The sequence below is a fragment of the Cryobacterium lactosi genome, assembly GCF_004403945.1.
In the GTDB taxonomy this organism is placed as follows: domain Bacteria; phylum Actinomycetota; class Actinomycetes; order Actinomycetales; family Microbacteriaceae; genus Cryobacterium; species Cryobacterium lactosi.
This window is the reverse complement of the sequence record NZ_SOHM01000031.1, coordinates 350010-373679: the sequence shown is the minus strand read 5'-3', so window position 1 is coordinate 373679 and position 23670 is coordinate 350010. Positions and strand designations below refer to the sequence as shown.

Genomic DNA, 23670 nt, shown 5'->3' with positions numbered 1-23670 from the left:
CCCATGGGCGGACCGAAGCTGCCCGAGCAGGAACGCGCCGACGCCATCCTGGCCGCCGCCTACCGGATCGCCCTCACCGAGGGTCTGGATGCCGTCACCGCGCGCCGCGTCGCCACCGCGGCCGGCATCTCCCCCGGCCTGGTGTTCTTCCACTTCCAGTCCAAGGACGGCCTGCTCCAGGCCCTGCTCGATGTGCTGCTGAACGGCACTCTCGATGCGCTCACACACCCGTCGCTGTCGGCACTGGCCCCGTGGGACCGCCTCGAGCGGATGATCCGGGTCGAGCTCGACCGCCTGGTCGAGTACCACGCGGGCGTCGAACTTCTCTTCGCGTTCTATTTCTCCCGCCCCGACGATCTGTTCCGCACCCGCATCGAGGCCTCCTTCGGCCGCTATCTGGAGGCATTCCTGCCGGTCTGCCAGGAGGTGGCCGGCCCGGGCGGCGTCTCGGGCGCAAGCACCGGCGTGGGCGGTGTCTCGGGCGACGATCTCGCTTCGACGGTCGTGGCGCTCATCCACGGCGCCTCCATCCAGGCCATCCGCAATCCGGCCTCCGTCTACCCGGATGCGCTGCTCGCGACGGTCTTGGCCCTGCGGCCCCGCCCCGCCGAGAGGCCATAGGCCGCTCGAGTTGCCAGACCGAGCCGCCGCTAGGGCAGGTCGGTCAGGCCGGCGGGCAGCGGACCCGCGCTGACCAGGTAGAGCCGCTGAGTGGCGCGGGTCATGGCCACGTAGAGCGCACCGGCGCCGCGCTCGGATGCCGCCACGATGGCGGCGGGGTCGACGACGATCACGGCGTCGAACTCCAGGCCCTTGGAGTCCTGCGGGGTGAGCAGGGCCACCTCCCGCAACAGGCCGAGCGCCCCCCGGCCGACGACATCGCCGAATTCGGCGCCGAGAGTCGCGGCGAGGGCGTCGATACGCTCCTCCACCACAATCACCGCCACGGTGCCGCCCACACCCAGCGCGCGTTCGCGGCGCACCGCGTCGAGCGCATCCGTGAGCAGCTCGACCGGCCAGTCGCTGGCGCGCACCGTGCGGGACGCCGTGATCGGCAGGCCGTGCGCCACGGCCATCTTCTCCGCGGCCTCGGCGATCTGGCTGGGGGTGCGGTAGTTCACCGTGAGTTCCTCGAGGCGCCACCGGTCGGCCTCGAACGAGGCCTCGAGCACGGGTGCAAGGGCTTCTCGCCAGCTGTCGGCGGCCGCGGCCGCGGCGGCCTGGGCGATGTCGCCCACGATGGTGAACGAGCGGCGCGGGCCGCGGCGCATCAGCAGCCGCCACTGCATCGGTGAGAGCTCCTGAGCCTCGTCGACGATCACATGCCCATAGGTCCAGCTGCGGTCCAGGGCTGCGCGTTCGGCGGTGGTGGCCCGGTCGCCGAGTTCGGCGAAGTTGTCGGCGAGAGCCTTCGCGTTCACGAGCCCCTTCACGTCCATGTTCTTGATGGCCAGCTCGGCGTTCTCTACGTCGCGCTTGCGCTGTTCCTTGGCCTCGCGCTTCTGCGCAGCGTCGACGGCGCTGTACTCGCCGAGGTGCTCGGCGGCCTCGTCGAGCAGCGGGATGTCGGCGATGGTGAACTCGGCGTCGCGGGCCCGGTAGAGCAGCGCGCGCTGGGCGGCCCGCCAGCGCGGGGTGAGTTCTTCGAGCCACTGCGGCCTGGCATAGAGGTCCTGCACGAGTTTCTGCGGGGTGAGCGGCAACCACGCCGTGTTCAGTGCCACCCGCACGTCGTCGGCCAGGCGCAGGTCTTCGCGCAGCATCGGCAGGTCGGTGTCGTCCATCGACCGGCCCTGCCTCTTGAGCTGCTCGAGCCACTCCCTGGCCAGGGAGTTGAGTGCGTGCTTGACGAAGACCACGCGGGCCTCGTTGTGCGGCTTTCCGCCGGAGCGGGCGCGGTGGATGGCGGACTCGATCAGCTGGGGCTTGAGTACGAGGGTGTCGCCGTTCACCAGGAGCTTCTGGCTGGTGGCGGGCACCTTCTGCCGGCTCTTCACGGCCCGGGCGATGAGGTCGGCCATGAAGGTCTGGCCCTTCAGCGCTGCCGCGGCCGGCGCATCCTCGTGGCTGGCCTCGACGCCGGGGAACAGCTGGCCCACCGACGCGAGCACCACCCCGGTTTCGCCCAACGACGGCAGCACGGCCTCGATGTACTGAAGGAACGAGGTGGACGGGCCGACGATGAGCACGCCGGAGTTCTGCAGGCGGTCGCGGTGCGTGTAGAGCAGGTAGGCCGCGCGGTGCAGCGCAACGGCGGTCTTGCCCGTGCCGGGGCCGCCCTGAACGACAAGCACCCCGTTCAGCTCCGAGCGGATGATGCGGTCCTGTTCGGCCTGGATGGTCGAGACGATGTCGCTCATGTGTCCGGTGCGCTGGGCGGTCAACGCGGAGAGCAGCGCCCCCTCGCCCTGGTGCAGGTTGGCGGTGTCGCCGTCCAGCAGTGCGGCATCCAGGATCTCGTCTTCGATGCGGATGATGCGGCGACCGCTGGAGAGCAGGTGCCTGCGGGAGCGGGCGCCGAGGGGCGTCGCCGCGGTGGCCTGGTAGAAGGCGCTGGCCTGCGGCACCCGCCAGTCCAGCAGGATCGGCTGCAGGTTCTCGTCGCGGAGGCCCACCCGCCCGATGTACCTGTAGACCGGGCTGTCGTCGTCGTCTTCGGGGGCGGTCTCCAGCCGGCCGAACGCCAGGCGGTCGTCGACCTCACGCAGCTGCACGATACGGTCCTCGTAGGTGCGGGCGAAGGTGTCGCGCTCGGACCTGGACTGGTGGTTTCCGCCGACGTCGAGCATCCGCACGGCCTTCAGCTGCGCCTCGGCCTCCCGCTGTAAAGCGTCGAGGCGCGCGTACAGCGTGGCGACATAGTCCTGTTCGCGCGCGAGCTCCTGATCAACCACTCAAACACCCCTCAAATCAAACGACCAGTTTAGCCGCTGGTGGCGCGGCCGGGTTTCGTCCCCCGATCGGGAGAGGGCGGAGACCGAGCCTGTCACGCGGCCGAAATGTGACCGGCATAGAAGCTCCCTACATTTGGAGCACCGGATTCCGTAACTAGTCGCGGAAAGAGCCCGAATCAAAGGGGTAGTAAATGAGTGGAAATGCCATGCGCCTGCAGGCGATCAGGGATGTCGAGGCCTACGTGCCACCGGCGGTCAGCTTCACAGACGCTGAAACGCCCGGCCAGATTTTCGGCGAGAACGTGTTCAGCAGCGTCGTCATGCAGAAGCGGCTGCCCAAACTCGTCTACAAGTCGGTGATGGCCACCATCGAGCACGGCGCCATGCTGGATCCGCTGATCGCCGATGCTGTCGCCAGCGCCATGAAGGACTGGGCGATGGAGAAAGGCGCGTCGCACTACGCGCACGTGTTCTACCCGTTGACCGGCCTCACCGCGGAGAAGCACGACAGCTTCCTCGAACCCGTCGGCGACGGCACGGCCCTGGCCGAGTTCGCCGGCAAGACCCTCGTGCAGGGCGAACCCGATGCCTCCAGCTTTCCCAACGGCGGCCTGCGCAACACCTTCGAGGCCCGCGGCTACACAGGCTGGGACGTCACCAGTCCCGCCTATGTGCTGGAGAACCCGAACGGCAACACCCTGTGCATCCCCACGGTCTTCGTCTCCATGACCGGCGAGGCCCTGGACCACAAGACGCCGCTGCTGCGCTCGCAGCAGGCGATGGGCGAACACGCCGAACGCATCCTTCGCCTGTTCGGTCACGACAAGCCGGCCAAGGTCGTCTCGTTCTGCGGCCCTGAGCAGGAATACTTCCTCGTGGACCGGCACTTCTTCCTGGCCCGCCCGGACCTGCTGAACTCCGGCCGCACCCTGTTCGGCGCCAAGCCGCCCAAGGGCCAGGAGTTCGACGACCACTACTTCGGCGCCATCCCCGAGCGGGTGCTCGGGTTCATGATGGACACCGAACGGGAGCTGTTCAAACTCGGCATCCCCGCCAAGACCCGGCACAACGAGGTGGCACCAGGCCAGTTCGAGATCGCGCCGATGTTCGAACGCGGCAACATCGCCGCCGACCACCAGCAACTGCTGATGACCACGTTCAAGACCATCGCCAAGAAGCACGGCATGGAGTGCCTCTTCCACGAGAAGCCCTTCCAGGGCGTCAACGGCTCGGGCAAGCACGTGAACTTCTCGCTGGGCAACAACCAGCTCGGCAGCCTGCTCGTGCCCGGCGACAACCCGCACGACAACGCCCAGTTCCTGGTCTTCTGCGCCGCCGTGATCCGGGCCGTGCACAAGTACGCCGGCTTGCTGCGGGTCTCGGTCGCCTCGGCGACCAACGACCACCGTCTCGGCGCCAATGAAGCCCCGCCGGCGATCATCTCGATCTTCCTCGGCGACCAATTGGCGGATGTGTTCGACCAGATAGCCAAGGGCCCGGCGACCTCCTCGAAGGACAGGGGCACCATGATCATCGGCGTCGACACGCTGCCCCAGCTGCCGACCGACCCGGGCGACCGCAACCGCACCAGCCCGTTCGCGTTCACCGGAAACCGCTTCGAGTTCCGCGCGCCCGGTTCGATGCAGACCGTGAGCGGCCCGATGGTCACCATCAACACGATCATGGCGGAGTCGCTGGACTACATCGCCACCGACCTGGAGGCGGCCGTCGAGGCCGGCACCGACTTCGACACCGCCGTGCAGGCCCTGCTCACCCAGATCATCACCGATCACGGTGCCATCGTGTTCAACGGTGACGGCTACGCGGACTCCTGGCCGATCGAGGCCGAGAAGCGCGGGCTGGCGAACCTGCGCACCACGCTGGACGCCCTGCCCGAGCTGATCACCGACTCGGCCATGGACCTGTTCGAGAAGTACCGGGTGTTCAACCACCGCGAGATGCACAGCCGCTATGAGATCGGCCTGGAGCAGTACGCGTTGACCATCGGTGTCGAGGCCCGGCTCACGCTGGAGATGGGTTCGACCCAGATCCTGCCGGCCGCGGTACGGCACCAGACCGAGGTCGCGATCAACGTCGGCGCCGTCAAGGCCGCAGGCGGGGAAGCGGACGTCGCGGCGCTGCTGGAGGTGAGCGGCCCGATTTCCCAGCTGCGCACCGCCCTGGCCGCACTCAAGGAGGCCCTGGCCGCCGAGACCGGGCACTCTGCCGACGAGGCCGGTGCGCTGGCCGAGGCCGAACACGCCAGGGACGCCCTGCTGCCGGCCATGACCGCGGTACGCGCCGCGGCCGATGTGCTGGAGGGCATCGTCGCCGATGACCTCTGGCCGCTGCCGACGTACCAGGAGATGCTCTTCATCCTGTAGGCCGACCAGCCCGCAGCCGAACGCACAAACGCCCCGGCCGGACCACGTGCAGGTCCGGTCGGGGCGTTGTGCCGTGCGGCTACGCCGCCAGTGGCATCCGCGCGGGTTCAGCCGCCACGCGCAGTGCGCCGTCGACGACTGTCACCGCCACGACTCCCCCCGTGCCGAGCTCCGCGGCCACCAGCAGGTCGGCGATCTTGTCGTCGAGCCGGCGCTGGATGACCCGGCGGAGCGGCCGGGCACCGTACTCGGGCTCGTAGCCATTCTCGGCGATCCAGTCCACGGCCGCGTCGCTCACGGTGAGCGCGTGACCCTGGGCGGCGAGCCTGGCCTCGGTCTGGTTCAGCAGCAGCCGCACGATCTGCCGGAGCTGCGGCTGATCGAGCTTGCGGAACAGCACGACCTCGTCGATGCGGTTGAGGAACTCGGGCCGCATGGCCTCGCGGAGCTTGGCCATCACCCGGTCGCGCAGCGCCTTCTCCGAGCCGAAGCCGTTGCCGGCGCCGTCCAGGTCGGCGGTGAAGCCGAGCGCGCCGCTCCGGCTCGCCAGCACCTCGGAACCGATGTTCGAGGTCATGATCACGACGGTGTTGCGGAAGTCCACCGTGCGACCCTGGCCGTCGGTGAGACGGCCGTCGTCGAGCACCTGCAGCAGCAGGTTGAAGACATCCGGGTGCGCCTTCTCGATCTCGTCGAGCAGCACCACCGAGTACGGGTTCCGCCGCACGTGTTCGGTCAGCTGGCCGGCCTCGTCGTAGCCGACGTAGCCGGGAGGGGCACCGACCAGACGGCTGACGGTGTGGCGCTCGCTAAACTCGCTCATGTCGAAGCGCAGCATGGCCTTCTCGTCACCGAACAGCGACTGGGCCAGGGACTTGGCCAGCTCGGTCTTGCCGACACCGGTGGGGCCGAGGAAGAGGAAGCTGCCGACCGGACGGTGGGCGTCGCCCATGCCCGTGCGGTTGCGCCGCACGGCCTTGGCGATCACGGTCACCGCGTCGTCCTGCCCGATGACCCGCTGGTGCAGGTCGTCCTCGAGCGTGGCCAGGCGTTCCCGGTCGCCCGCGGTGAGGCGGCTGGCCGGGATGCCGGTGGCCCTGGCGATGATCGCGGCGATCTCGGCCTCGTCCACCACGGCGGACGGACCGGAGTCCTCACCGCCCTGGCTGATGACGGCCGCGTCGAGGGTCGCCGCGATCGTCTCGGCCTCGTCGCGCAACCGGGATGCCTCCTCGTACTGCTCGTCGGCGACCGCTTGGGCCTTCGCCGACTCGAGCGCGGACTGCTTCTCGCGCAAGCCCGTGACGTCCACGCGGGAGCCGAGCGCCAGGCGGGCGCGGGCGCCGGCTTGGTCGATCAGGTCGATGGCCTTGTCGGGCAGGAACCGGTCGGGGATGTACCGGGCGCTCATCTCCACGGCGGCGCGGATCGCGGCATCCGTGTAGCGCACCGAGTGGTGCTCGGCGTAACGCTCCTGCAGGCCGGCGAGGATCTGCACGGCATCCTCGATGCTCGGCTCGCCCACCCGCACGGGCTGGAAACGGCGTTCGAGCGCCGGGTCCTTCTCGACCTTGCGGTACTCGTTCAGGGTGGTGGCACCCACCACGTGCAGCTCACCGCGCGCCAGGCGCGGCTTGAGGATGTTGCCGGCGTCCATTCCACCCTCGCCGGAGCCGCCGGCACCGACGACGGTGTGCAGCTCGTCGATGAAGACGATGATCTCGTCGCTGCGTTCGCTGATCTCATCCATGGTCGTGGTGAGGCGTTCCTCGAAGTCGCCGCGGTAGCGGGTGCCGGCGAGCATGGCGGGCAGGTCGAGCGCGATGACCCGCTTGCCGCGCAGCTGCTCGGGCACGAGGCCGTCGACGATGGCCTGGGCCAGGCCCTCGACGACGGCGGTCTTGCCCACGCCGGCCTCGCCGATCAGAACCGGGTTGTTCTTGGTGCGCCGGGAGAGGATCTCCACGGTCTGTTCGATCTCGTCGCTGCGGCCGATCACCGGGTCGAGCTTTCCGGAGCGGGCGCGCTCGGTGAGGTCGACGCCGTAGGTGTCGAGCATCGGGGTGTCGGATGCCTCGCCGTTCTTCGCGACGCCGCTTCCGGTCTGCGCATCCTCGTTCGCTGCCTCCTGGGCACCGGCCTGGAGAGACTCGGCGGTGACGCCGGCGGCGGCGAGCACCTGGGCGGCGGGGGCGTCCTGGTTCACCACGAAGGCGAAGAACAGGTGTTCGGGGTCGATATAGGTGGAGCCGAAGGCGCGGGCGACCTGGTGGGCATCCAGCAGGGCACGCTGAGCGGAGGGCGTGAGGGCCGGCGCCGACGTGGCCTGCTGGTCACTCGACTCCGGGAGACGCTCGTCGGCGGCCGTCACGATCGCGGCGGGGTCGCCACCGGCCCGGCGGATGGCCGAGGCAGCGGGTTCCTGCTCCACCATGACCCGAAGCAGGTGCAGGGCGTCCACGTGGGCGTGGCCGTGGTCGACGGCGAACTGAGCGGCCTGCACGAGGAGCTCGTGGGTGCGGCGGCTGAGCAGCCGGGTGATCTCGATGGGACGGCCGGACTGCGCCTGGCGCTGGCCCTGCAGGTAGCGGGCCAGGAATTCGTCGAACGAACCGTTTTCGGAACCGGTCGGGCCGAAGTATGTAGGCAAGGAAACCTCCTGGGGAATCGATACGAGGACGAAACCCAAACTTGAGCGCCCTCGACTCAACTCAACGCCTGTGCCCTCGTTTCATTCCCGCGCCATCCTGAGATTCCCCTGAGTCCACCCCAAACGACCTCCCGCAGGCGCCCTCACCCGCTGATCGAGCCTGTCGAGATCACCCAACGGACGGGGTCGCGGCTAGGCGGTGAGGGTGGCGCACTCGGGGGCGGCGCGGAAGGCCTGGCCGAGGGTGCTGGAGGTGTCCCGGGTCGCCGTGCTGATGGTCTGCACGGTCGCCGCGACAGCCGAGAGTACGGTGCCGGTGTCGACGACGAGGGTGGCCAACGCACCGACCAGGTCGGCCCCGGTGGCGCCCTGCACCGCGCTGGCGCTGGCCTGGAGGGTCTTCAGGGATTGGTCAGCGGTGTCGATCGAGTCCTGCACGGACAGGAGCTCGGGATCGTCGCCCAGGTTCTCCGGCGGCGACTTGACGGTCTCGACCAGCGTGCTCGCCGAGGCGGAAATGGTGTCCATCTGTTTGGCCACCGCGGCACCCACCTCGTCAACGTCGGTAGCCGGCGCCTCCGCGAGCGCCTGAACGTCGGCCTTCAGGGTTGATGTGTCGCTGCAGACCGTGCCGGCCCACGTGACCTGTTCATCGGTCGGCGGCGATGCGGTCTCCCCCGCCGACGGGGTGGACGAGCCTGACGGCGCGGAACTGCTCGGCGACGGATCGGTGCCGTCGACGGCGGAACATCCGGCGAGGAGCACCAGCAGGGTCAGGACGACAACGGGCTTTTTCACTGGTGGCGCTCCTCACTGGACGGGCCGCACGGAGCGGCCGCTCTGGACTCCGGCGTTACTGGGTGTCGCCTTCTGAGTCGAGTTGGATGGCGAGGTCGAAGGCCTCCACGATCTTGCGCGCCGACGACATCAGCCGCGGGGTGCCCACGATCGGCGCAACGGCGACCAGGACGTCCTCGATGTCATCGGCGGTCAGCCCCACCTCCACTGCCGGTCCGACGTGCATGAAATACGATCCGACCGGTGCATCGACGGCCACCAAGGCCGCGATCCTCGCGATCATCAGCGTGCGCGGGTCCAGGTCGGTGCGAGCCAGCGAGACAGCGTTGATCTCGGCCGCCGCATCCAATATGGGTGTTGTTCCTGTGGCCATGGGTATCGCTCCATTTCCAGGGCTGGGCCCTGTCGGTGTTCGGTTTTTGCGGTGTTCGGCAGTCGCACCGCATCGGCACGCCTCCCTCTCGCCGCAGACGGTAGCAATCAATCTGCGTCCCGCCGATGGTGCCATTTCGGATTCCCCCGAAACGGATGAGACGCCGCCGAGTGGGTTCATCCGCCCGGAGGGGGCTATCTTCAAAGCCATGACCCAGCCACCCCCAGCGCTTACGGGCTTCACCGAGTACACCTTCAGCCACAATGGTTACTCGCACCAGGTTTTCACGGCCGGGAGCGGACCGGCCGTGGTGCTCATCCACGAAATCCCCGGGCTCCATCCCGGTGTGGTCGACCTGGCCCGCCGCCTGGTCGACCGCGGTTTCAGGGTGTACCTGCCGAGCCTGTTCGGGACGCCGGGTGCGGACGTCACGACGGGCGCGATGCTGCGGACCATCGGCCGCATCTGTGTGTCCAAGGAGTTCCGCGGGCTCACCCGCCAGCCGGCTGGCGCCACGGGATGGCTGCGGGCGCTGGTGCGCCAGGCCTGGGCCGACGGCGCGGGCATGGCTGGCGTGGGCACGGCTGGCGCCGGCGCGGATGGCGGCGACCCGGGTCGCGGCGCCGGGGTGGGGGTGATCGGCATGTGCCTCACCGGCGGCTTCGCCCTGGCCACGGCCCTGGAGCCGGCGGTACTGGCCGCGGTGCTGAGCCAGCCGGCGCTGCCCCTCCCCCTCGGCGCAGGGCGAGCCTCGATCGGCCTGGCGCCCCAGGACATCGACACCCTCAAGGCACGCACCATCGACGGCCCGGCGGGGCTTGGCATCCTGGGGCTGCGGTTCACCGACGACCGCGGCTGCCCGCCCGAGCGGTTTCAGACCTTGCGCACGGAGTTCGGTGCCGGTTTCGAGAGCATCGAGATCGACTCGTCGCCGGGCAACGCGGCCGGGATCCCGTCATCGGCGCACTGCGTGCTCACGGTCAGCCTCGTCGACGAGCCCGGGCACCCCACCCGGGCCGCGCTTGAGCGCACGGTCGAGTTCCTGGCAGAACGGCTGATTCCCAGACCGCAGCCGTAGGTCAGCCCCGCTCGAGTTCCCGCGCGAGTGAGTCCAGCTCGGCTCCGCCGGCCATCAGCCGGGTGAGCTCGTCGATCTTGATGCCGTCCTTGTCGAACTCGCCCAGGCTGGCCCCGCGGTTGAGCACCAGGAACCTGTCGCCCACCGGGTACGCGTGGTGCGGATTGTGGGTGACGAACACCACACCGAGGCCGTGGTCGCGGGCCTGAGCCACGTAGCGCAGCACCACGCCGGCCTGTTTGACGCCCAGCGCCGAGGTGGGTTCGTCGAGGATCACGACCCTGGCGCCGAAGTAGATGGCCCTGGCGATGGCGACGGACTGCCGTTCCCCACCGGACAGGGTGCCGATGGGCTGGTCCACGTCACGAAGGTCGATGCCCATCCGGCCCAGTTCTTCCAGCGTGATCGCCCGCATCTCGGCCACCCTCAGACGCGAGAACGGGCCGAACCCGGCGCTGAGTTCTGCGCCAAGGAAGAAGTTGCGCCAGACCGGCATCAGCGCCACGATCGCCAGGTCCTGGTAGACCGTGGCGATGCCGGCGTCGAGCGCCTGGCGCGGGCCGGTGAAGTGTTCGGGGCGCCCGTCGAGCAGCAGCTCGCCGGAGGAGTGCGGGTGCACGCCCGCGAGGATTTTGAGCAGGGTCGACTTGCCCGCTCCGTTATCGCCGAGCACGCAGAGCACCTCACCGGCGCCCACCGAGGTGGAGACGCCGCTGAGCGCGATGACCGAGCCGTAGACCTTGCCGACGCCGCGCACCTCGAGGATGGGCGCTGCCACGCCGGCGCTCATGCGCGCACCCCCGCCTGGCGGCGCACCGAGAGGTTCACCAGCACCGCGAGCAGCAGCATCCCGCCCAGGAAAGCCTTGAGCCAGTTGTTGTCCCACTGGGCGAACACGATGCCCTGCAGGATCATGCCGTAGATGAGGGCGCCGAGGGCGGCGCCGATCGCGGACCCGTACCCGCCGGTGAGCAGGCAGCCGCCGACGACGGCGCAGATGATGTAGATGAATTCCTGGCCGATGCCCGTGGTGGCCTGCACGGTGGCCACGTCGAAGAGCGAGAGCATGCCGACCAGCCAACCGGCCGCGGCCGTGCCCATGAACAGGCCGATTCGGGTGCGCTTGACCGGCACGCCGGTCTGCACGGCGCTCTGCAGTTGCCCGCCGATGGCGAAGATCCAGTTGCCGTACCGGGTGCGCAGCAGGATCCAACTGGCGACGGCGGTGATGCCGAGCCACCAGAACACGGACACTTTGAGGTTCACGCCCGCCACCGGGATGGTGGAGCCGAAGATGACCTTGCCGGCGTCGAAACCGGGCACCAGGGTCATGCCCTGGATGGCGACCTGGCCGGTGACCAGCTTGGTGCCGGCCAGGTTGAGACCCTGCAGGATGAAGAAGGTGCCCAGCGTCACGATGAAGCTCGGGATGCCGGTGCGTACAACGAGGAATCCGTTGAAGGCGCCGACGGACAGGGCGATCAGCAGGGCCAGCAGCATCGCCAGCCAGAGGTTCATGCCCCACTGGGTGGTGAAGGCGCCGACAAGCAGGCCCGTGGTGCCGGTCATGGCACCGGCCGAGAGGTCGAATTCGCCGCCGATCATGAGCATCGCCACGGCGACGGCCATGATGCCGAACAGCGATGCGGAGTAGAGCCAGGTGGCCGCGCCGGCCGGCGAGAGAAAGGCGCTGGTGGCCACCGAGAAGTAGACGAAGATGGCCAGCGCGGCGACCAGGGCGCCCATCTCGGGGCGGCGCAGCAGCCGCACGAGAGGGTGGGTGCGCGCCAGCCGCTCGTCCGCCGGGGCCGAGGCGGCGCCGGGCGCCTCGCTCGGGGTGGTCAACGCCGTCATCGGGTGCCGTTGCCGGCGAACGTCGCCACCTGGTCGGCGTTCTCCTTGGTGACGAAGCCCGGTCCGGAGTAGACGGGCTGGCCGCCGCCGACGACGTTGCCGTTCGTGTAGAACAGCTCGAAGAAGTCCACCGGGAGGTAGCCCTGCAGGTAGGGCTGCTGGTCGACGGCGAAGAGGATGCTGCCGTCCGCGATGAGGCTCGTGACGTCGGCGGACACGTCGAAGGTGCCGATCTGGGCATCGCTGCCGGCCTCGGCGACGGCCTGCGCGGCGGCGACCCCGACGGCAGAGTTGAGGGTGAGCACTCCGTCGATGCTCGGGTCGGCCAGCAGAGCGCTCGTGATCGTGCTCTGGGCATCCGCCACGTTTGCGATGTCCACCTGCAGGTTGGTCAGGCTGCCGTCGAGGGTGTCGGCGGCTCCGCGGCACCGGTCCTCGAGCCCGGCATTGCCGGCCTCGTGGATGACGCAGATGACCTTCTTCGCCGACGCCTCGGTGAGCTGGGTGCCCGCTCCCTGGCCGGCCAGGTACTCGCTCTGGCCGACATGGGTCATGGCGCCGACCTCTGCGGACTCCTCGGCCCCGGAGTTGATGGTGATGACGGGGATGTCGGCGGCGACGGCATCCGCGATGGCGCCGCGGAGGCCGTCGGGGTTGGCCATCGACACGATGATGCCGTCGACCTTGGCGGCGATCGCGGTTTCGATGAGCTGGCTCTGCTTCTGCACGTCAGGGTCACCCTGGTAGGTGATCGTGGCGCCGTAGCCGTCTCCGGCGGCCTCGGCGCCGGTCTTCACGACGTCCCAGAACGCGTCGCCGGGCACCGAGTGCACCACGAGGGCGTAGGTTCGGCCGGAACCGTCGGCTGCCGACGCGCCGGCGGCCGCACCGGTGACGGGCTGGCCGGTGCAGGCGGTGAGGGCGAGCAGGGCGAGGCCGGCGCTCGCGCCGATGAGGGTCCGGCGGGCAGAGATTCTCGACACGGGTGGCATCGTCCTTCGATTTCGGGCGCGGTTTCGGGCGCGTAAACAGCGTGGCCTTTTCAGGCGCAGTCCACTTTAGGCGTCCGAACGGCCAAGACCGCAGTCGGGGCGCCGGGTCGGCCTCAGGCCTGGCGGGCGGTCTGCTCCAGCCGGTCGCGATAGCCGGCCCACCAGTCCGGGCCGGCCGGAGGGAGGTTGTCGTTGCCGGCCCGCAGCCCGGCCGCCCCGTCGATCAGTTCGCGCACGATGTCGGCATGGCCGGCATGCCGGTGGGTTTCGGCGATCAGGTGCACCAGGATCAGCTGCAGGGGCACCACGTCCCGGCCTTCCGACCACCACCCCACTCGCCCGAGGCCGTCGAGCGGCACCGCGTCTATGGTGGCCTCTGAGTGCTCCCCGACCCGCCGGTACAGGTCGACGAGGCCCGTGCGGGTCTCATCGAGGGTTGCCCACATGTCCGCGTTGTACTCGGTGTCGTCGTCCATCCACGGCAGCGGCTCAGGGAACGGCCGGCCGAAGGTCGCCCCGAGATAACCAGCCTCGACGCCGGCCATGTGCTTCACCAGACCCAACAGGTTGGTGCCGGTCGGCACCAGCGGTCGGCGGATGTCGTACTCGCTGAGCCCCTCCAGCTTCCAGATCAGGGCCTCCCGGCCCTCCTCCAGGTAGCGGCGGAGGGGTGCTTTCAGGTCGGCGTCAGTCATGCCGACCAGCCTCCCAGACCGCGGGGTGAGTGCACAACGATCCCACCGGCGCGGATAGCAGGAGAATAGACGGATGAGTGCTGCCGGCGAGTTCATCGACGCCACCCTGCAGCGGGAGAGCTCCTGGGAGCGCGCCGAGGCCGATCGGGCCCGGCTGGGCGTGGGTCTCACTTTCTACGGCGCATCGGTGGGCGCAATCCGCGGCACCGTCCGCGATGCCGGCCGCCGCTACCCCGGCCTCGACCACGATGACATCACGGCGCTCAGTTCAGAACTCTGGACGGAGCCGGTCTTCGAGCGCCGTCTGGCGGCCGTGGTGCTGCTGCAGTCCCACGTGCGGATGCTGAGGGCCTCCGACCTCACCCGCATCGAGGGGTTCCTGCGCACCACACGACTGCCGGCGCTCGTCGACCCGCTCACGACGGATGTGGTCAGGCCGCTGATCGACGCCCTGACCGGCCCGGCTCGCGGTCGCGCGAACATCGTGCTCGGCCGGTGGGCGCACGACCCAAGCGCGGGCCTTCGCCGGGCGGCCGGCCTGCTGGGCGTCGCCGACGAGGAACTGAACGAAAACGGCCGTTAGGGCAACGAGATCTGCTGCAGGGCCCAGGAGTTGCCGTCCGGGTCGCTGAAATAGGCGTAGCGCACGCCCCCGCCCATGTCGCTGACGTCAGACACCGGCACGCCGTTGGCCACGAGCATGGTTCTCGCGGCCTCGACGTCAGCCACGACCAGGTGCAGGTTCTGCACCGGGGGCGCATCCGGGGCGCTGATACCCACACCGATCACGACCGAACACGCCGATCCGGGCGGGGTCAGTTGTACGACGCGCATGCCGTTGCCCGGCTCCACGTCGTGATCGACGTGGAAACCCACTCGATCGGCATAAAAGGCCTTGCTGCGGTCGACGTCGGTGGAGGGCAGGGGTACGAGCTCGAGTCGCATGTCCATGGTGGTGTCCTTTTGTTGTGGCGGGGTTGCGGTTGGGGTCGTGCCCTCGGCGGGCCGGTGTCAGGGAGTGATGACGACTTTCCCGCGGAGGCTGCCATCGGTGAGACGGCGCATAGCCGTCGCGGCCTCGGCGAGCGGATACACCGCGTCGATGACGGGCCGGATCGTACCGCAGGCGAGAAGCCCGGCGAGAGTTTGCAGGTCTTCCTGGCGCATCGTCGACACCAGGCCGGTGAGTGTCTGGGGCACGAACGGGGACAGGAGCAAGGCGCGCAGGGCCCGCCCGAAACCGCCGGTGACCCGGCCGCCGCCCTCACCGCCGACGATCACAAGCGTGCCGCGGCGGGCGAGGAGCCTGCGCAGTGCGGAGACCGACCGGTTTCCGGCTGTGTCGACCACGACGTCGTAGCGCTCCCCCGACCGGGTGATGTCGCCCCGGCCGTAGTCCACGACGGCATCCGCCCCGAGCGAGAGCACATAGTCGAGTTTGGCGGCGCTGGCGACACCGGTCACGTGCGCGCCGAATGCCCTGGCCAGTTGCACCGCATAGCCGCCGACGGCACCTGAGGCGCCGATGATGAGCACTCGCTCGCCCGGCCCGGCATCCCGCACGGAGGCGAGGGCCTGCAGGGCGGTGACGGCCGAGGTGGGCACGGCCGCGGCCTCCTCGAAGCTCAGTGTCTCCGGTTTGGTCTCGAGCGTGTCGGCCCGGGCGACGGCGTACTCGGCCAGGGAACCCTCGCAGACTCCGAAGACCTCATCGCCCGGGCTGAATCGGGTGACGTTGGCGCCGACTGCCTCCACCCGGCCCGCGACATCCATGCCCCGCACCCGGGTTTTCGGGGCGCGCCAGCCGATAGCGGGCCGCACCATGAGGGGCAGGCCGGCCATCAGGTGCCAGTCGCCGATGTGGAGGCTGGCGGCCTTCACCTGCAGGAGCACGTCGTCGTCGCCGACGCCCGGCCGGTCGATCTCGGCGGGGCGCAGCACCTCGGCCGAGCCGTAGCTGTCGTGGACGATGGCCCTCATGATGTGCCTCCAGGTTCGGATGGGGCGGGATAGTGAGCACGATAGAAGGATTCCGTGAGATCTTCAGGACGTTTTTCCGGCATAAGTCCTGCCAACCTCACTATCTCCTGTTTTCAGAGTCGACGGGCCCAGTCCACAATCAGGCGGATGCCCGCGGCGAAGCCGGCCTCGCCCGGCCGGTTGAGGAAGGCGTGGGCGGTGCCGGGCAGCACGTGGTACTCGACGCTTACCCGGGCCTCGTCGAGCTCCCGGGCGAATTGTTCACCGGAGGCCCGCATCGAGTCGCTTTCGGCGTCGATCAGCAGCGCTGGCGGGAAGCCGAGCAGCGGGTGGCCGCCGGGGAACGCGTGCGGATCGGCCAACGCGGATCGGCTTCCGGCGTAAACCCGGTTCACCGCGTTGAGCAGCAGCGGCGTGTGGGTGAATTTGCGCCGGCCGCGCAGCCGGCTGCGCACCTCGCGGGAGCGCTCCGGCAGGCTCGCGTGGAAGATGCCATAGGCGAAGAAGACTCCGCGCAGGGCCGCGGCGGCGTCGCTTCCCAACCGGAGCACGGCGCCGGCGGACAGACAGGCGCCGGCGCTCGCGCCGCCCAGGATCACTCCGTCGCCGGCTTCAGCCTGCACTGCCCGCACCACTGCGACGACGTCGTCAACCGGCACCGGGTAGTGGGTGCCGCGGGTCGCCCGCCCGAACCGGCTCAGCCCCGGGACGGCGGTGAGCCTGTAGTCGACGGTGATCACGGTGAATCCGGCGCCGGCCAGCGCCAGGGCCACCTCGTGGGTTTCCGGGAGGTCGAGGTCACCCTTGACGAATGCGCCCCCGTGCACCCAGACGATCGGTGCGGTCCCGACCAGCGCGGCCTCGAGCGGCGCAGTGCCGGCCGGCGGCGTGTACCGGCGCACAGGGATGGGGCCGTGCGGGCCCTGGACGATGGCGTCGACGGCGGCATCCGCGTTCTCGGCCTGGACTGTACCGCGGCTTCTCCCGATCATCTGCACAGACTACGGCCTGCGCACGCGCCGCCTGGCTCAGGAGTGCGCGAGCAGCCAGTCCAGCGCGGGAGCGCACTCGGTGAGGATGGAGATGTGGCCGTCGTCGGCGCAGTCCCAGAGCTGGGCGTTCGGGATGGCCCGGGCCAGCCAGGCCCCGTGCCCGGGCGGCACCACCCGGTCACGGCCGCCCTGCACTATCAGCACGGGCACACGGATCGTCGCCACGTCGAACCCCCACGGCACTACGAAGGCCATGTCATCGTCGATCAGGCCGTCGGGCCCGGCCGCAGAGGCCTCCCCCACGTCGGCCCCGAGCGACGCCCAATCGCCCTTGAGCGCGGCGTAGTCCCGTTCCACGAAACTGGCCGGGTCGAACTCCGCGGTGGCCTGGTAGTGCTCGCGAGCCGGACGGCCCGCGCGGGCGGCCCGGAGCGCGCCATCCGAGGCCATCCCGGCGAAGAAGTCGAGCCCGTCGGCGTCAAAGGGTGCGATAGCGGCCAGGCACGCGGCGGCCATCACCCGGTCCGGGAGCAGCGCGGCAGAGGCCAGGGCGTGCGGGCCGCCACCCGAGGCACCCATCACCGCGACCCGGTCCAGTTGCAGGGCGTCCAGAACGGCCGCCACATCCGCCGCCGCCGACGCGACGGTGCGACCGGGCATTGGCGTCGACCCGCCGTAGCTGGGCCGCCCGTACGAGACCAGCCGGATGTCCCGCTGTGCCGCCGCCACCAGCAGGGGGTTGAGCAGGGCGCCGGTCTGCGGCGAGCCGTGCTGCCAGAGCACCGTGAGCCGGGCCGGGGCCGGTTCGCCGTGCGGGTCGTACCCGCCCAGATCGCCCCATTCCCCGGTCGCACCGGAGTCCCCGGCGACACCGGGGACTGGAGCGCTGTCGTGCACCCGGAGCACGCGGCCATCCGGCAGTCGCAGATCCTGCACTGACACCATCGGGACTGACACCATCGGGCCAGCGTAAGCCGGATTCAGGTGACCTGCCAGACCGGCGCGCGGGTCAGGCCACGCTTCTCTCAGACGTGGCGTCTTCCGGCTCCGCCGGCCCGGTCGTCGTCGGCTCCGGCGACATCAACGGGGTGATGTAGGAGAAGCCCGTGACGGTGTTCTTGGTCATCGACAGCACGAGGTCCATGTGCGGTTCGAGGGCGGTGACCTTGTCAAGCGGCGATCCCACGATCAGCTGGAAGCCGAGGCCCTTCCAGGCCGCGACGGCTCGCCCGGCGAATTCGGAGTCCGATTTCACGAAACCCTCGTCAAGGAAGACCGGCGCGAAGCGCGGCCGGGTGCGGCTCTCGTCGCCGAGCTGGAACCGCAGGGCGGCGCCGACGACGAACGCGACGAGCTCCTGTGACTCGCCGCCGCTCTTGCCGCCGAGCGAGGAGTAGGTGCTCACTTCCACGCCGTCCGGGGTGGTGCGCACCGCGGTGATCTCCACGTGCCGGCGCACGTCCAGGAGCAGGTCGCGATCTGATTCGGCCTTGGCGGCCTGGCGGCCGGTGGTCCGGCCCGCTCCCGCGATGTCCAGCTCGTCCGGCCGGCGGATCAGGTTCATGAACGCCTGCAGCCGGGTGAACCGGCTCTCGGTCTGCTCGTCGGTGAACTCCTCGGTGGAGCCGGAGGAGAGCAGCTTGAGCTCCTTACGGAAGGCCGTGGCGTCGTCCCGGTGCAAGCGGCGCAGCGAAATCTGCAACCGGTCCCGGCCGGCCCCGAACGGCAGCGTGCGCAGGATGTCGTTGATCGGCCGCAACCGGTCTTCGATCTCTTCGATCGAGGTGGTGAACGCGCCGACCAGGGGAACCAGGTCCTGCCCGCTCCACGCGGACAGGCGCCGCTTCCACTCCTGACGTCGCTCGTAGAGGCCGAGCGTGTAGACGGCGTCGAGGATGTCGCTGTAGCTGGAGTAGGACTCCATTGCGACACCGATGTTGGGGTCGGGCCAGCGGCTCTGGAACGTCTCGAAGATACCGATCAGGGTGTCCCTGGCGCTTCGGGCGGTGTCGCGGTCCTGGCTGGACTGCTCGGTGAGCCGCTCCCGCAGCCGCTTGACGCCGTTCGCGAAGGTGGCAAGGTCGGTGCTGTCGCCCACGGCGGCGAACTGGGCGTCGAGGTGGGCGGAGTGTTCGTCGGTCAGGGTCACGGTTTCGTCGGCCTGGATACGCTCCAGCCGAACGTTCACGATGTCCTGCCTGTCGACGATCGAGGCGTGCTCGTCGCTGAGCGCGGACGCTTCCCGCTCGGTCTCGTGCTTGAGCTTCTGGGCGGCCTCGAGTTCGGCCGCCAGGCGTGCTTCCTCGTCCTGGAGTCCGCGCAGCACGTCGCTACCGGCGAGCAGGCGTTCACGTTCGGCTTCCTTGGCGGTGATCCTGGCCTTGGCGCCGGCCACGTCGATGGCCGCCCAGGCGGTGTCGATCAGGTGCTGGTGGGCATCCTTCAGGCGGCGCAGGGCGATGATCTGCCCGGCCTTGGCGGAGGCCTGCTGCGCGAGGGAGTCGGCGGAGGCCTTCAGTGCCCGCAGCTCCTCGTCGATCTCGGCCAGGCGGACGGTGCTGGAGAAGCCGATGATGGCCCGCTGCTCCTTGTTCCACCCGTGAGCGCCACGCTTGCCCTGGCGGATCTGGCCGCTCGGGGTGACCCTGGAGCCCTCGCCGGCGAGCTCGGCCGCACTGTTGACGCAGAGCGCGTCGATGGCGGGCGCCTGCACGCGGTCCTGCACCCAGCGGCTGAACGGCGAGTCCTTGAAGGTCAGTTTGCCCGAGACGTACCGCGGGTCGTGCTGCACCTGCTGGTGCGGGTGCAGGGCGACACCTTCGAAGTGGATGCGCACCGGGATGTGCAACGGGTCGATGGCCCGGCCGAGGGCGGCCAGCCGGTTCTCGTCGACGAGCAGCACCCGCACGACCGAGCCGAGGACGACCTCGGCGGCCTGGCGCCAATCGTCTTCACCGGGGGCGATGTCGATGAGCTCGGCCACAAAAGGCAGCTCCTCGGCGGGGATTCCCGCCGCCTCGGCGATCATCAGACGGGCGTTGTGCAGGTGCTGGGGAACCAGGCTGGCGCGTCCCTTGAGGAAGGCGTGCTCCTGCTTGAGGGTGCGGATCTTCTCTTCGACCGGGTAGGCGGTGCGCTGCAGGGAAACCCGCTCGAGATCAAGCTCCTGTTCGGAGGCGGCGAACCTGGCGATGAACCCCTCTGCGGCCAATTGCGCGGCGGCGAAGTCGTCGGCCGAGGTGATGGCGACGGCACGGGCGACGCCGTCGGCAGCGTCGTCGGCAGCGTCATCGGCGGTCTCGTCAGCGCTGCCGGCGACGGCGCCCAACAGGGAGATGCGGTCGTTGAACCTGTCGCGTTCGGCCGCCACGTCGTCACGCTTGGCGGCGAGCACGTCGAGGTCGTTCTGCAGGGCGGCAAGAACGTCGCCGCCGTTGTCGCGCTGCTGGTGCTGCAGGTCGGCGACCCGGCCCTTCAGCTCGGTTTCGGCATCCCGGGCCGCGAGGAACGCGGTCTGGTTCTCGCGCCGGGCGCCGCGGTTGGTGTCGGCGGCGGCGTCGAGCAGGCCGTGCTCGGTGAGCAGCTGCCAGAGCACGAAGGGGGTGTCGCCCTCGCGGTGCACCCCGAACCGGTCGATCAGGTCGGCCTTCTCGGTGGCGCTCTCGTAGTCGCGGTGCAGCTCGGGCAGTCGTTCGAGCACCTTGGCCTTCTGCGCCTCGGTGACCATGGCGCCGTAGGAGCGTTCGAGGTCTTCGAAGTGGTCCACGGCCTTGTCGGCGGCGGCGTAGGTAGCAGGTTCTTCGAGCACCATCGACTTGTACAGGCCGTCGACGGTCTTCACCTGCTGGCCGGCCTGGATGCGGGCGAGCAGCCGCAGGGCCTTGCCGCCCTCGCCGTTGGCGCCGATGCCGAGCCGGGTGTACAGGGTCTGCGAGAACGCGGCGTAGGTGTCGAAGACGTCCAGGTCGCTGAACCGGTTCTTGAGGGCACGTTTGTCGAAGCGGGCCTCGGTGACGTCGGCGAGCTCGCGCAGGTCGAGCCGGCCGTCGCGGGTGGCCATCTTCATGGTCACATCGGCGAACTTGGTCGCGCCGCGCGGCACGAAGTAGGCGCGCAGCACCGTGAACCGGCGCTGGTTGTCGTCGATGAAGGTCATCGCCACGGCGCCCCAGGTGGCCGAGTCGGCGCCGCGGAGCACTTGATCGTGCATTGCTCCGGTGTCGGCCTCTCGGCTGGAGTCTGTCTTGCCGCGGAGGTAGGTCATCAGGTTGCGCTGGTCCACGCTGCGGGCCCGGCCGGAGCCGGCGTCGTTGGACGCACCGTTGAACGGGGTGTCGGAGGGCATCATCAGCGCCAGGTAGGCGTCGAGCAGGCTCGACTTGCCGGTGCCGGATGCGCCGGAGACCAGGGTGGCGCTGGCGGCGAAGTCCACCTCGTGGTGACCCTGGAAGCCACCCCAGTTGACCATCTGGAAGGATTCGGCGCGCCACTGGGTGGTTCCCTCGGTGGCGCCGTCCATGTGGAACAGCGGGGAATCGGTCATGAAACGGCCTCCAGGGCGGGGTCGGCAGGTTCGACAGGAGCGGGTTCGGCACCGTTGTCCGGTGCGGCGGCGGCGAGAATGTCAGCGTCGAGCGTGTCGGAGCCGGTGGGCTCCGGCGGCTCCTGGCCGTTCTGCTCCACCAGCCACTCCCAGAGCTCGCCGAGGCGTTCGATCGGCAGCAGCACCTCGATCACCGCGGAGATCCGGAACCGGTCGGGGTCGCTGGTCTTCAGCAGCACCCGGGCCTTGGCGAGGCTGTCTACGGCCGCGGTGGCGCGGCGGGCGTCACCGAACCTGTCGGTGGCGTGCTCGGGCCGGAAGTGCGCGACGTTCTCGACCAGGTTGTCGCGATCCACGATGACGATGTCGACGCCGCTGGCCCGTTCGCTGCGGAACCGCTGGCGCAGCAGCACCAGCAGGATGGTCTCCTCACGGGTGTACGCCACGTCGTGCAGCAGGGTCGGGAACCGCTCCCCGCCCTCGCCGACGGCCTGACGCTTGAAGGCCACCTCGTAGTGCAGGTCGACGTGCAGATCGAGGAACAGGTCGTTGAGGCGGGACTTCAGCAGGCTCTGCGAGGCGAGCAGGGTGCGCCATTCGGCGGGCTGCAGGGCCGCGGAGATGTAGCGGTGCTTGAGCAGCAGCACCAGGGTGCGGCGCTGCTCCACCGTGAGGCCGCCCTCGTCGCCCTCGAAGAGCGAGAAGCTCTGGGCGCCGTCGTCGGTGCTCTCGGTGCTCTCGGTGCCCTCCACGCCCTCGTCGGTCGCGTCGGTGAGCGCTTCGGTGGTCACGTCGTCAGTCATGATCAGATCCATAGTTCAGGGCGGCCAGCGCCGCGGTGTTGTCGTCGGTCAAGGTGATGCGCGGCACCCGGAAGGTGCGGCGGGAGCCGTCGGGTCGTACGGTCTCGAACGGCTCGGTGTCTGAGCCCGCTGTCGAGGCTGCGGCATCCGTGCGGTCGAAGGCGTCGACCTGGGTGGCCAGCTGCAGCAGGCCGAGAATCTCGACCGGGCGGCGCATGGCCGGCTCGAGGCTGTTGAAGGCGTCGCCGACGGATGCGGCACCGTTGGCGCCGAAGGCCGTCACCATGGCGTCGCGGAGCTCGGCGAGCAGCGGGCCGCCTTGGGTGCGCATCGCATCCAGGGTGGGCGGTTCGGGGGCGAAGGCCGAGACGTCCTCGAGCGGCGGCGGCGCCTTGTGCGCGCCGGGGTCGTAGAACCTCTCGCGCAGGTGCTCGAGCTCCAGGGTGCCCGGCATCAGCTCCGCGGTCACCGTCGACCGGGGGCCGGCGGTTTCCATCCACACGGCGAGTTCCTTGTTGATCTCCCGCAGCAGCCGTTCGAGTTCGCGGTCCTTGACCACGTCGTGGTTCACGATGTGTTCGCGCAGGGTGGTGGTCAGGCCGTTCCGCTGGGTGAGCACGTCGTCGACACCCTTGCGGATCAGGCTGACCGTGCCCATGAAGCTGCGCCGGTCGGCGGCGCTGAGCTCCAAGGCGAACGGGTGCAGCATGATCGACTCGAGGTCGTTCTTGAGCTTGGCGAGCAGGTCGTCGTTTCGGAGCAGCACAATGGCGCCCTCGAAGGCCCGGCCCTCGGCGGTCGAGGACATCAGCGCATCCGTCTTGGAGAGGTACTCGTCGAGGACCTCGCTGATCGGGCGTTCCTCGGCGCGGAAGTCGTTCACGATCTGCCGGTGCATGCCGGCGACGGACTCTTCGACACGCTTGAAGTCGCTGGGCAGCTGGGTGATCAGGTCGATCAGGTTGGCGTAGCCCTCGTGCATCTGATCGTTCGAGGCCGCGGCGATGTCGCCGCCGGCGGCGAGCCGGTCGCGTTCGGCGGTCAGCGCGTCAATCTCCAGGTCGAGCCGGCGGATGCGTTCGTCCCGGTCGGGGTTGGCCTGGGTGGCACGGTGCCGCACGGTGTCGACGATGGTGGTGAGCCGGGATTCGCTGATCAGCGCGCGATCGCGGGAGAGCCCCTCGACCAGCAGCAGGGCCTCGAGGGCGTGCGAGGTGAGCGAGTACTGTTCCTCATCGTCGTCGCCGGTCTCCCGGTAGAGCCACTGGTCGTTCATCCACTGCACGCAGAGCGCGCGCCCGTTCTTGCCGGGCACCTCGCTGCCGATGGAGCGGAGGTCGGCCAGGTAGGCATCCACCTGGGTGTGCAGCCGGTCGGCTTGGACACTGCGGCGGTCACGGCTGAACGACGACTTGAACACCGCGAGAACGAACGGTGCCCATTTGCGGTCGAGGAGCCGCAGGGTGGGTCGGTCGAAGGCGCTGTGCACCCGCGCTAATTCACCCGCGATGTCGCTCACTCGTGCTCGTTCCTTTCTCGCCGGCCCGCCTGAGGGCCTCCTCAACCGTAGTCGCCCCGGCGACCGGGAAACGGCGCGGGGGACGTGCTGTGCAGTCCCGGGCGGCGGCGCGCCC

At 69.6% G+C, this 23670-nt stretch carries 19 protein-coding genes; 4 read left to right on the top strand and 15 right to left on the bottom strand.

From position 1 onward, the window contains the following. Positions 1-3 precede the first annotated feature (3 nt). Positions 4-621 carry a TetR/AcrR family transcriptional regulator gene (locus tag E3T61_RS15350; RefSeq protein WP_134641688.1) on the top strand — a complete coding sequence of 206 codons (618 nt, stop codon included), beginning with the start codon at positions 4-6 and terminating at the stop codon, positions 619-621. A gap of 29 nt (positions 622-650) precedes the next feature. Here the strand turns inward: E3T61_RS15350 and E3T61_RS15345 are convergent, their stop codons facing one another. Beyond that, positions 651-2894 (bottom strand): HelD family protein, encoded by a 2244-nt coding sequence (locus E3T61_RS15345; protein ID WP_134641687.1) that lies wholly within the window; start codon positions 2892-2894, stop codon positions 651-653. Between the two features lie 191 nt (positions 2895-3085). Here E3T61_RS15345 and E3T61_RS15340 point away from each other — a divergent pair, with 191 nt between their 5' ends. Then, positions 3086-5278, top strand: coding sequence for a glutamine synthetase III family protein (locus tag E3T61_RS15340; protein ID WP_134641686.1), 2193 nt, complete (start codon positions 3086-3088; stop codon positions 5276-5278). A 79-nt stretch (positions 5279-5357) separates the two neighbouring features. On the opposite strand, the gene E3T61_RS15335 is transcribed toward E3T61_RS15340, so the two are convergent. The 3 genes from E3T61_RS15335 to E3T61_RS15325 all read right to left on the bottom strand — a co-directional run bounded on the left by E3T61_RS15335 (position 5358) and on the right by E3T61_RS15325 (position 9099). Continuing rightward, complete coding sequence (locus E3T61_RS15335) at positions 5358-7928, bottom strand: ATP-dependent Clp protease ATP-binding subunit (RefSeq protein WP_134641685.1); 2571 nt, start codon at positions 7926-7928, stop codon at positions 5358-5360. A gap of 192 nt (positions 7929-8120) precedes the next feature. Further along, positions 8121-8726, bottom strand: coding sequence for a lipoprotein (locus tag E3T61_RS15330; protein ID WP_134641684.1), 606 nt, complete (start codon positions 8724-8726; stop codon positions 8121-8123). Between the two features lie 55 nt (positions 8727-8781). Beyond that, entirely contained in the window at positions 8782-9099 is a 318-nt protein-coding gene (locus tag E3T61_RS15325) for a carboxymuconolactone decarboxylase family protein (protein WP_134641683.1), read from the bottom strand. Between the two features lie 208 nt (positions 9100-9307). Between E3T61_RS15325 and E3T61_RS15320 the strand changes: the two genes are divergently transcribed. Then, entirely contained in the window at positions 9308-10177 is an 870-nt protein-coding gene (locus E3T61_RS15320; protein ID WP_134641682.1) for a dienelactone hydrolase family protein, read from the top strand. 1 nt (position 10178) lies between these two features. On the opposite strand, the gene E3T61_RS15315 is transcribed toward E3T61_RS15320, so the two are convergent. The 4 genes from E3T61_RS15315 to E3T61_RS15300 all read right to left on the bottom strand — a co-directional run bounded on the left by E3T61_RS15315 (position 10179) and on the right by E3T61_RS15300 (position 13718). Beyond that, complete coding sequence (locus E3T61_RS15315) at positions 10179-10967, bottom strand: ATP-binding cassette domain-containing protein (protein WP_134641681.1); 789 nt, start codon at positions 10965-10967, stop codon at positions 10179-10181. Beyond that, the gene (locus tag E3T61_RS15310) at positions 10964-12031 is read right to left on the bottom strand and encodes an ABC transporter permease (RefSeq protein ID WP_134641680.1); all 1068 of its coding nucleotides are present in this window, start codon (positions 12029-12031) and stop codon (positions 10964-10966) included. The genes E3T61_RS15315 and E3T61_RS15310 overlap by 4 nt, the downstream gene beginning before the upstream one ends. Next, positions 12028-13023, bottom strand: coding sequence for a substrate-binding domain-containing protein (locus E3T61_RS15305; RefSeq protein ID WP_134641679.1), 996 nt, complete (start codon positions 13021-13023; stop codon positions 12028-12030). The genes E3T61_RS15310 and E3T61_RS15305 overlap by 4 nt, the downstream gene beginning before the upstream one ends. 113 nt (positions 13024-13136) lie before the next feature. Further along, the gene (locus E3T61_RS15300; RefSeq protein WP_134641678.1) at positions 13137-13718 is read right to left on the bottom strand and encodes a DinB family protein; all 582 of its coding nucleotides are present in this window, start codon (positions 13716-13718) and stop codon (positions 13137-13139) included. A 73-nt stretch (positions 13719-13791) separates the two neighbouring features. On the opposite strand from E3T61_RS15300, the gene E3T61_RS15295 reads away from it, so the two are divergent. Further along, positions 13792-14301 (top strand): DNA alkylation repair protein, encoded by a 510-nt coding sequence (locus E3T61_RS15295; RefSeq protein ID WP_134641677.1) that lies wholly within the window; start codon positions 13792-13794, stop codon positions 14299-14301. Here the strand turns inward: E3T61_RS15295 and E3T61_RS15290 are convergent. The 7 genes from E3T61_RS15290 to E3T61_RS15260 all read right to left on the bottom strand — a co-directional run bounded on the left by E3T61_RS15290 (position 14298) and on the right by E3T61_RS15260 (position 23555). Continuing rightward, entirely contained in the window at positions 14298-14669 is a 372-nt protein-coding gene (locus tag E3T61_RS15290; protein ID WP_134641676.1) for a VOC family protein, read from the bottom strand. The genes E3T61_RS15295 and E3T61_RS15290 overlap by 4 nt on opposite strands. Positions 14670-14729: 60 nt before the next feature. Next, complete coding sequence (locus E3T61_RS15285) at positions 14730-15698, bottom strand: NAD(P)-dependent alcohol dehydrogenase (RefSeq protein WP_134641675.1); 969 nt, start codon at positions 15696-15698, stop codon at positions 14730-14732. 113 nt (positions 15699-15811) lie between these two features. Continuing rightward, positions 15812-16690 carry an alpha/beta hydrolase gene (locus E3T61_RS15280; RefSeq protein WP_134641674.1) on the bottom strand — a complete coding sequence of 293 codons (879 nt, stop codon included), beginning with the start codon at positions 16688-16690 and terminating at the stop codon, positions 15812-15814. Positions 16691-16726: 36 nt separating this feature from the next. Beyond that, complete coding sequence (locus tag E3T61_RS15275; RefSeq protein ID WP_166793262.1) at positions 16727-17650, bottom strand: alpha/beta fold hydrolase; 924 nt, start codon at positions 17648-17650, stop codon at positions 16727-16729. Positions 17651-17699: 49 nt separating this feature from the next. Beyond that, positions 17700-21233, bottom strand: a complete 3534-nt coding sequence (locus tag E3T61_RS15270) for an ATP-binding protein (RefSeq protein WP_134641673.1) — start codon at positions 21231-21233, stop codon at positions 17700-17702. Then, positions 21230-22036: a DUF4194 domain-containing protein gene (locus E3T61_RS15265; protein WP_166793261.1), complete on the bottom strand. Its 807-nt coding sequence runs from the start codon at positions 22034-22036 to the stop codon at positions 21230-21232. Before E3T61_RS15265 ends, E3T61_RS15270 begins: the two co-directional genes overlap by 4 nt. Next, positions 22029-23555 carry a DUF3375 domain-containing protein gene (locus E3T61_RS15260; RefSeq protein ID WP_134641671.1) on the bottom strand — a complete coding sequence of 509 codons (1527 nt, stop codon included), beginning with the start codon at positions 23553-23555 and terminating at the stop codon, positions 22029-22031. The genes E3T61_RS15265 and E3T61_RS15260 overlap by 8 nt, the downstream gene beginning before the upstream one ends. Positions 23556-23670 lie beyond the last annotated feature (115 nt).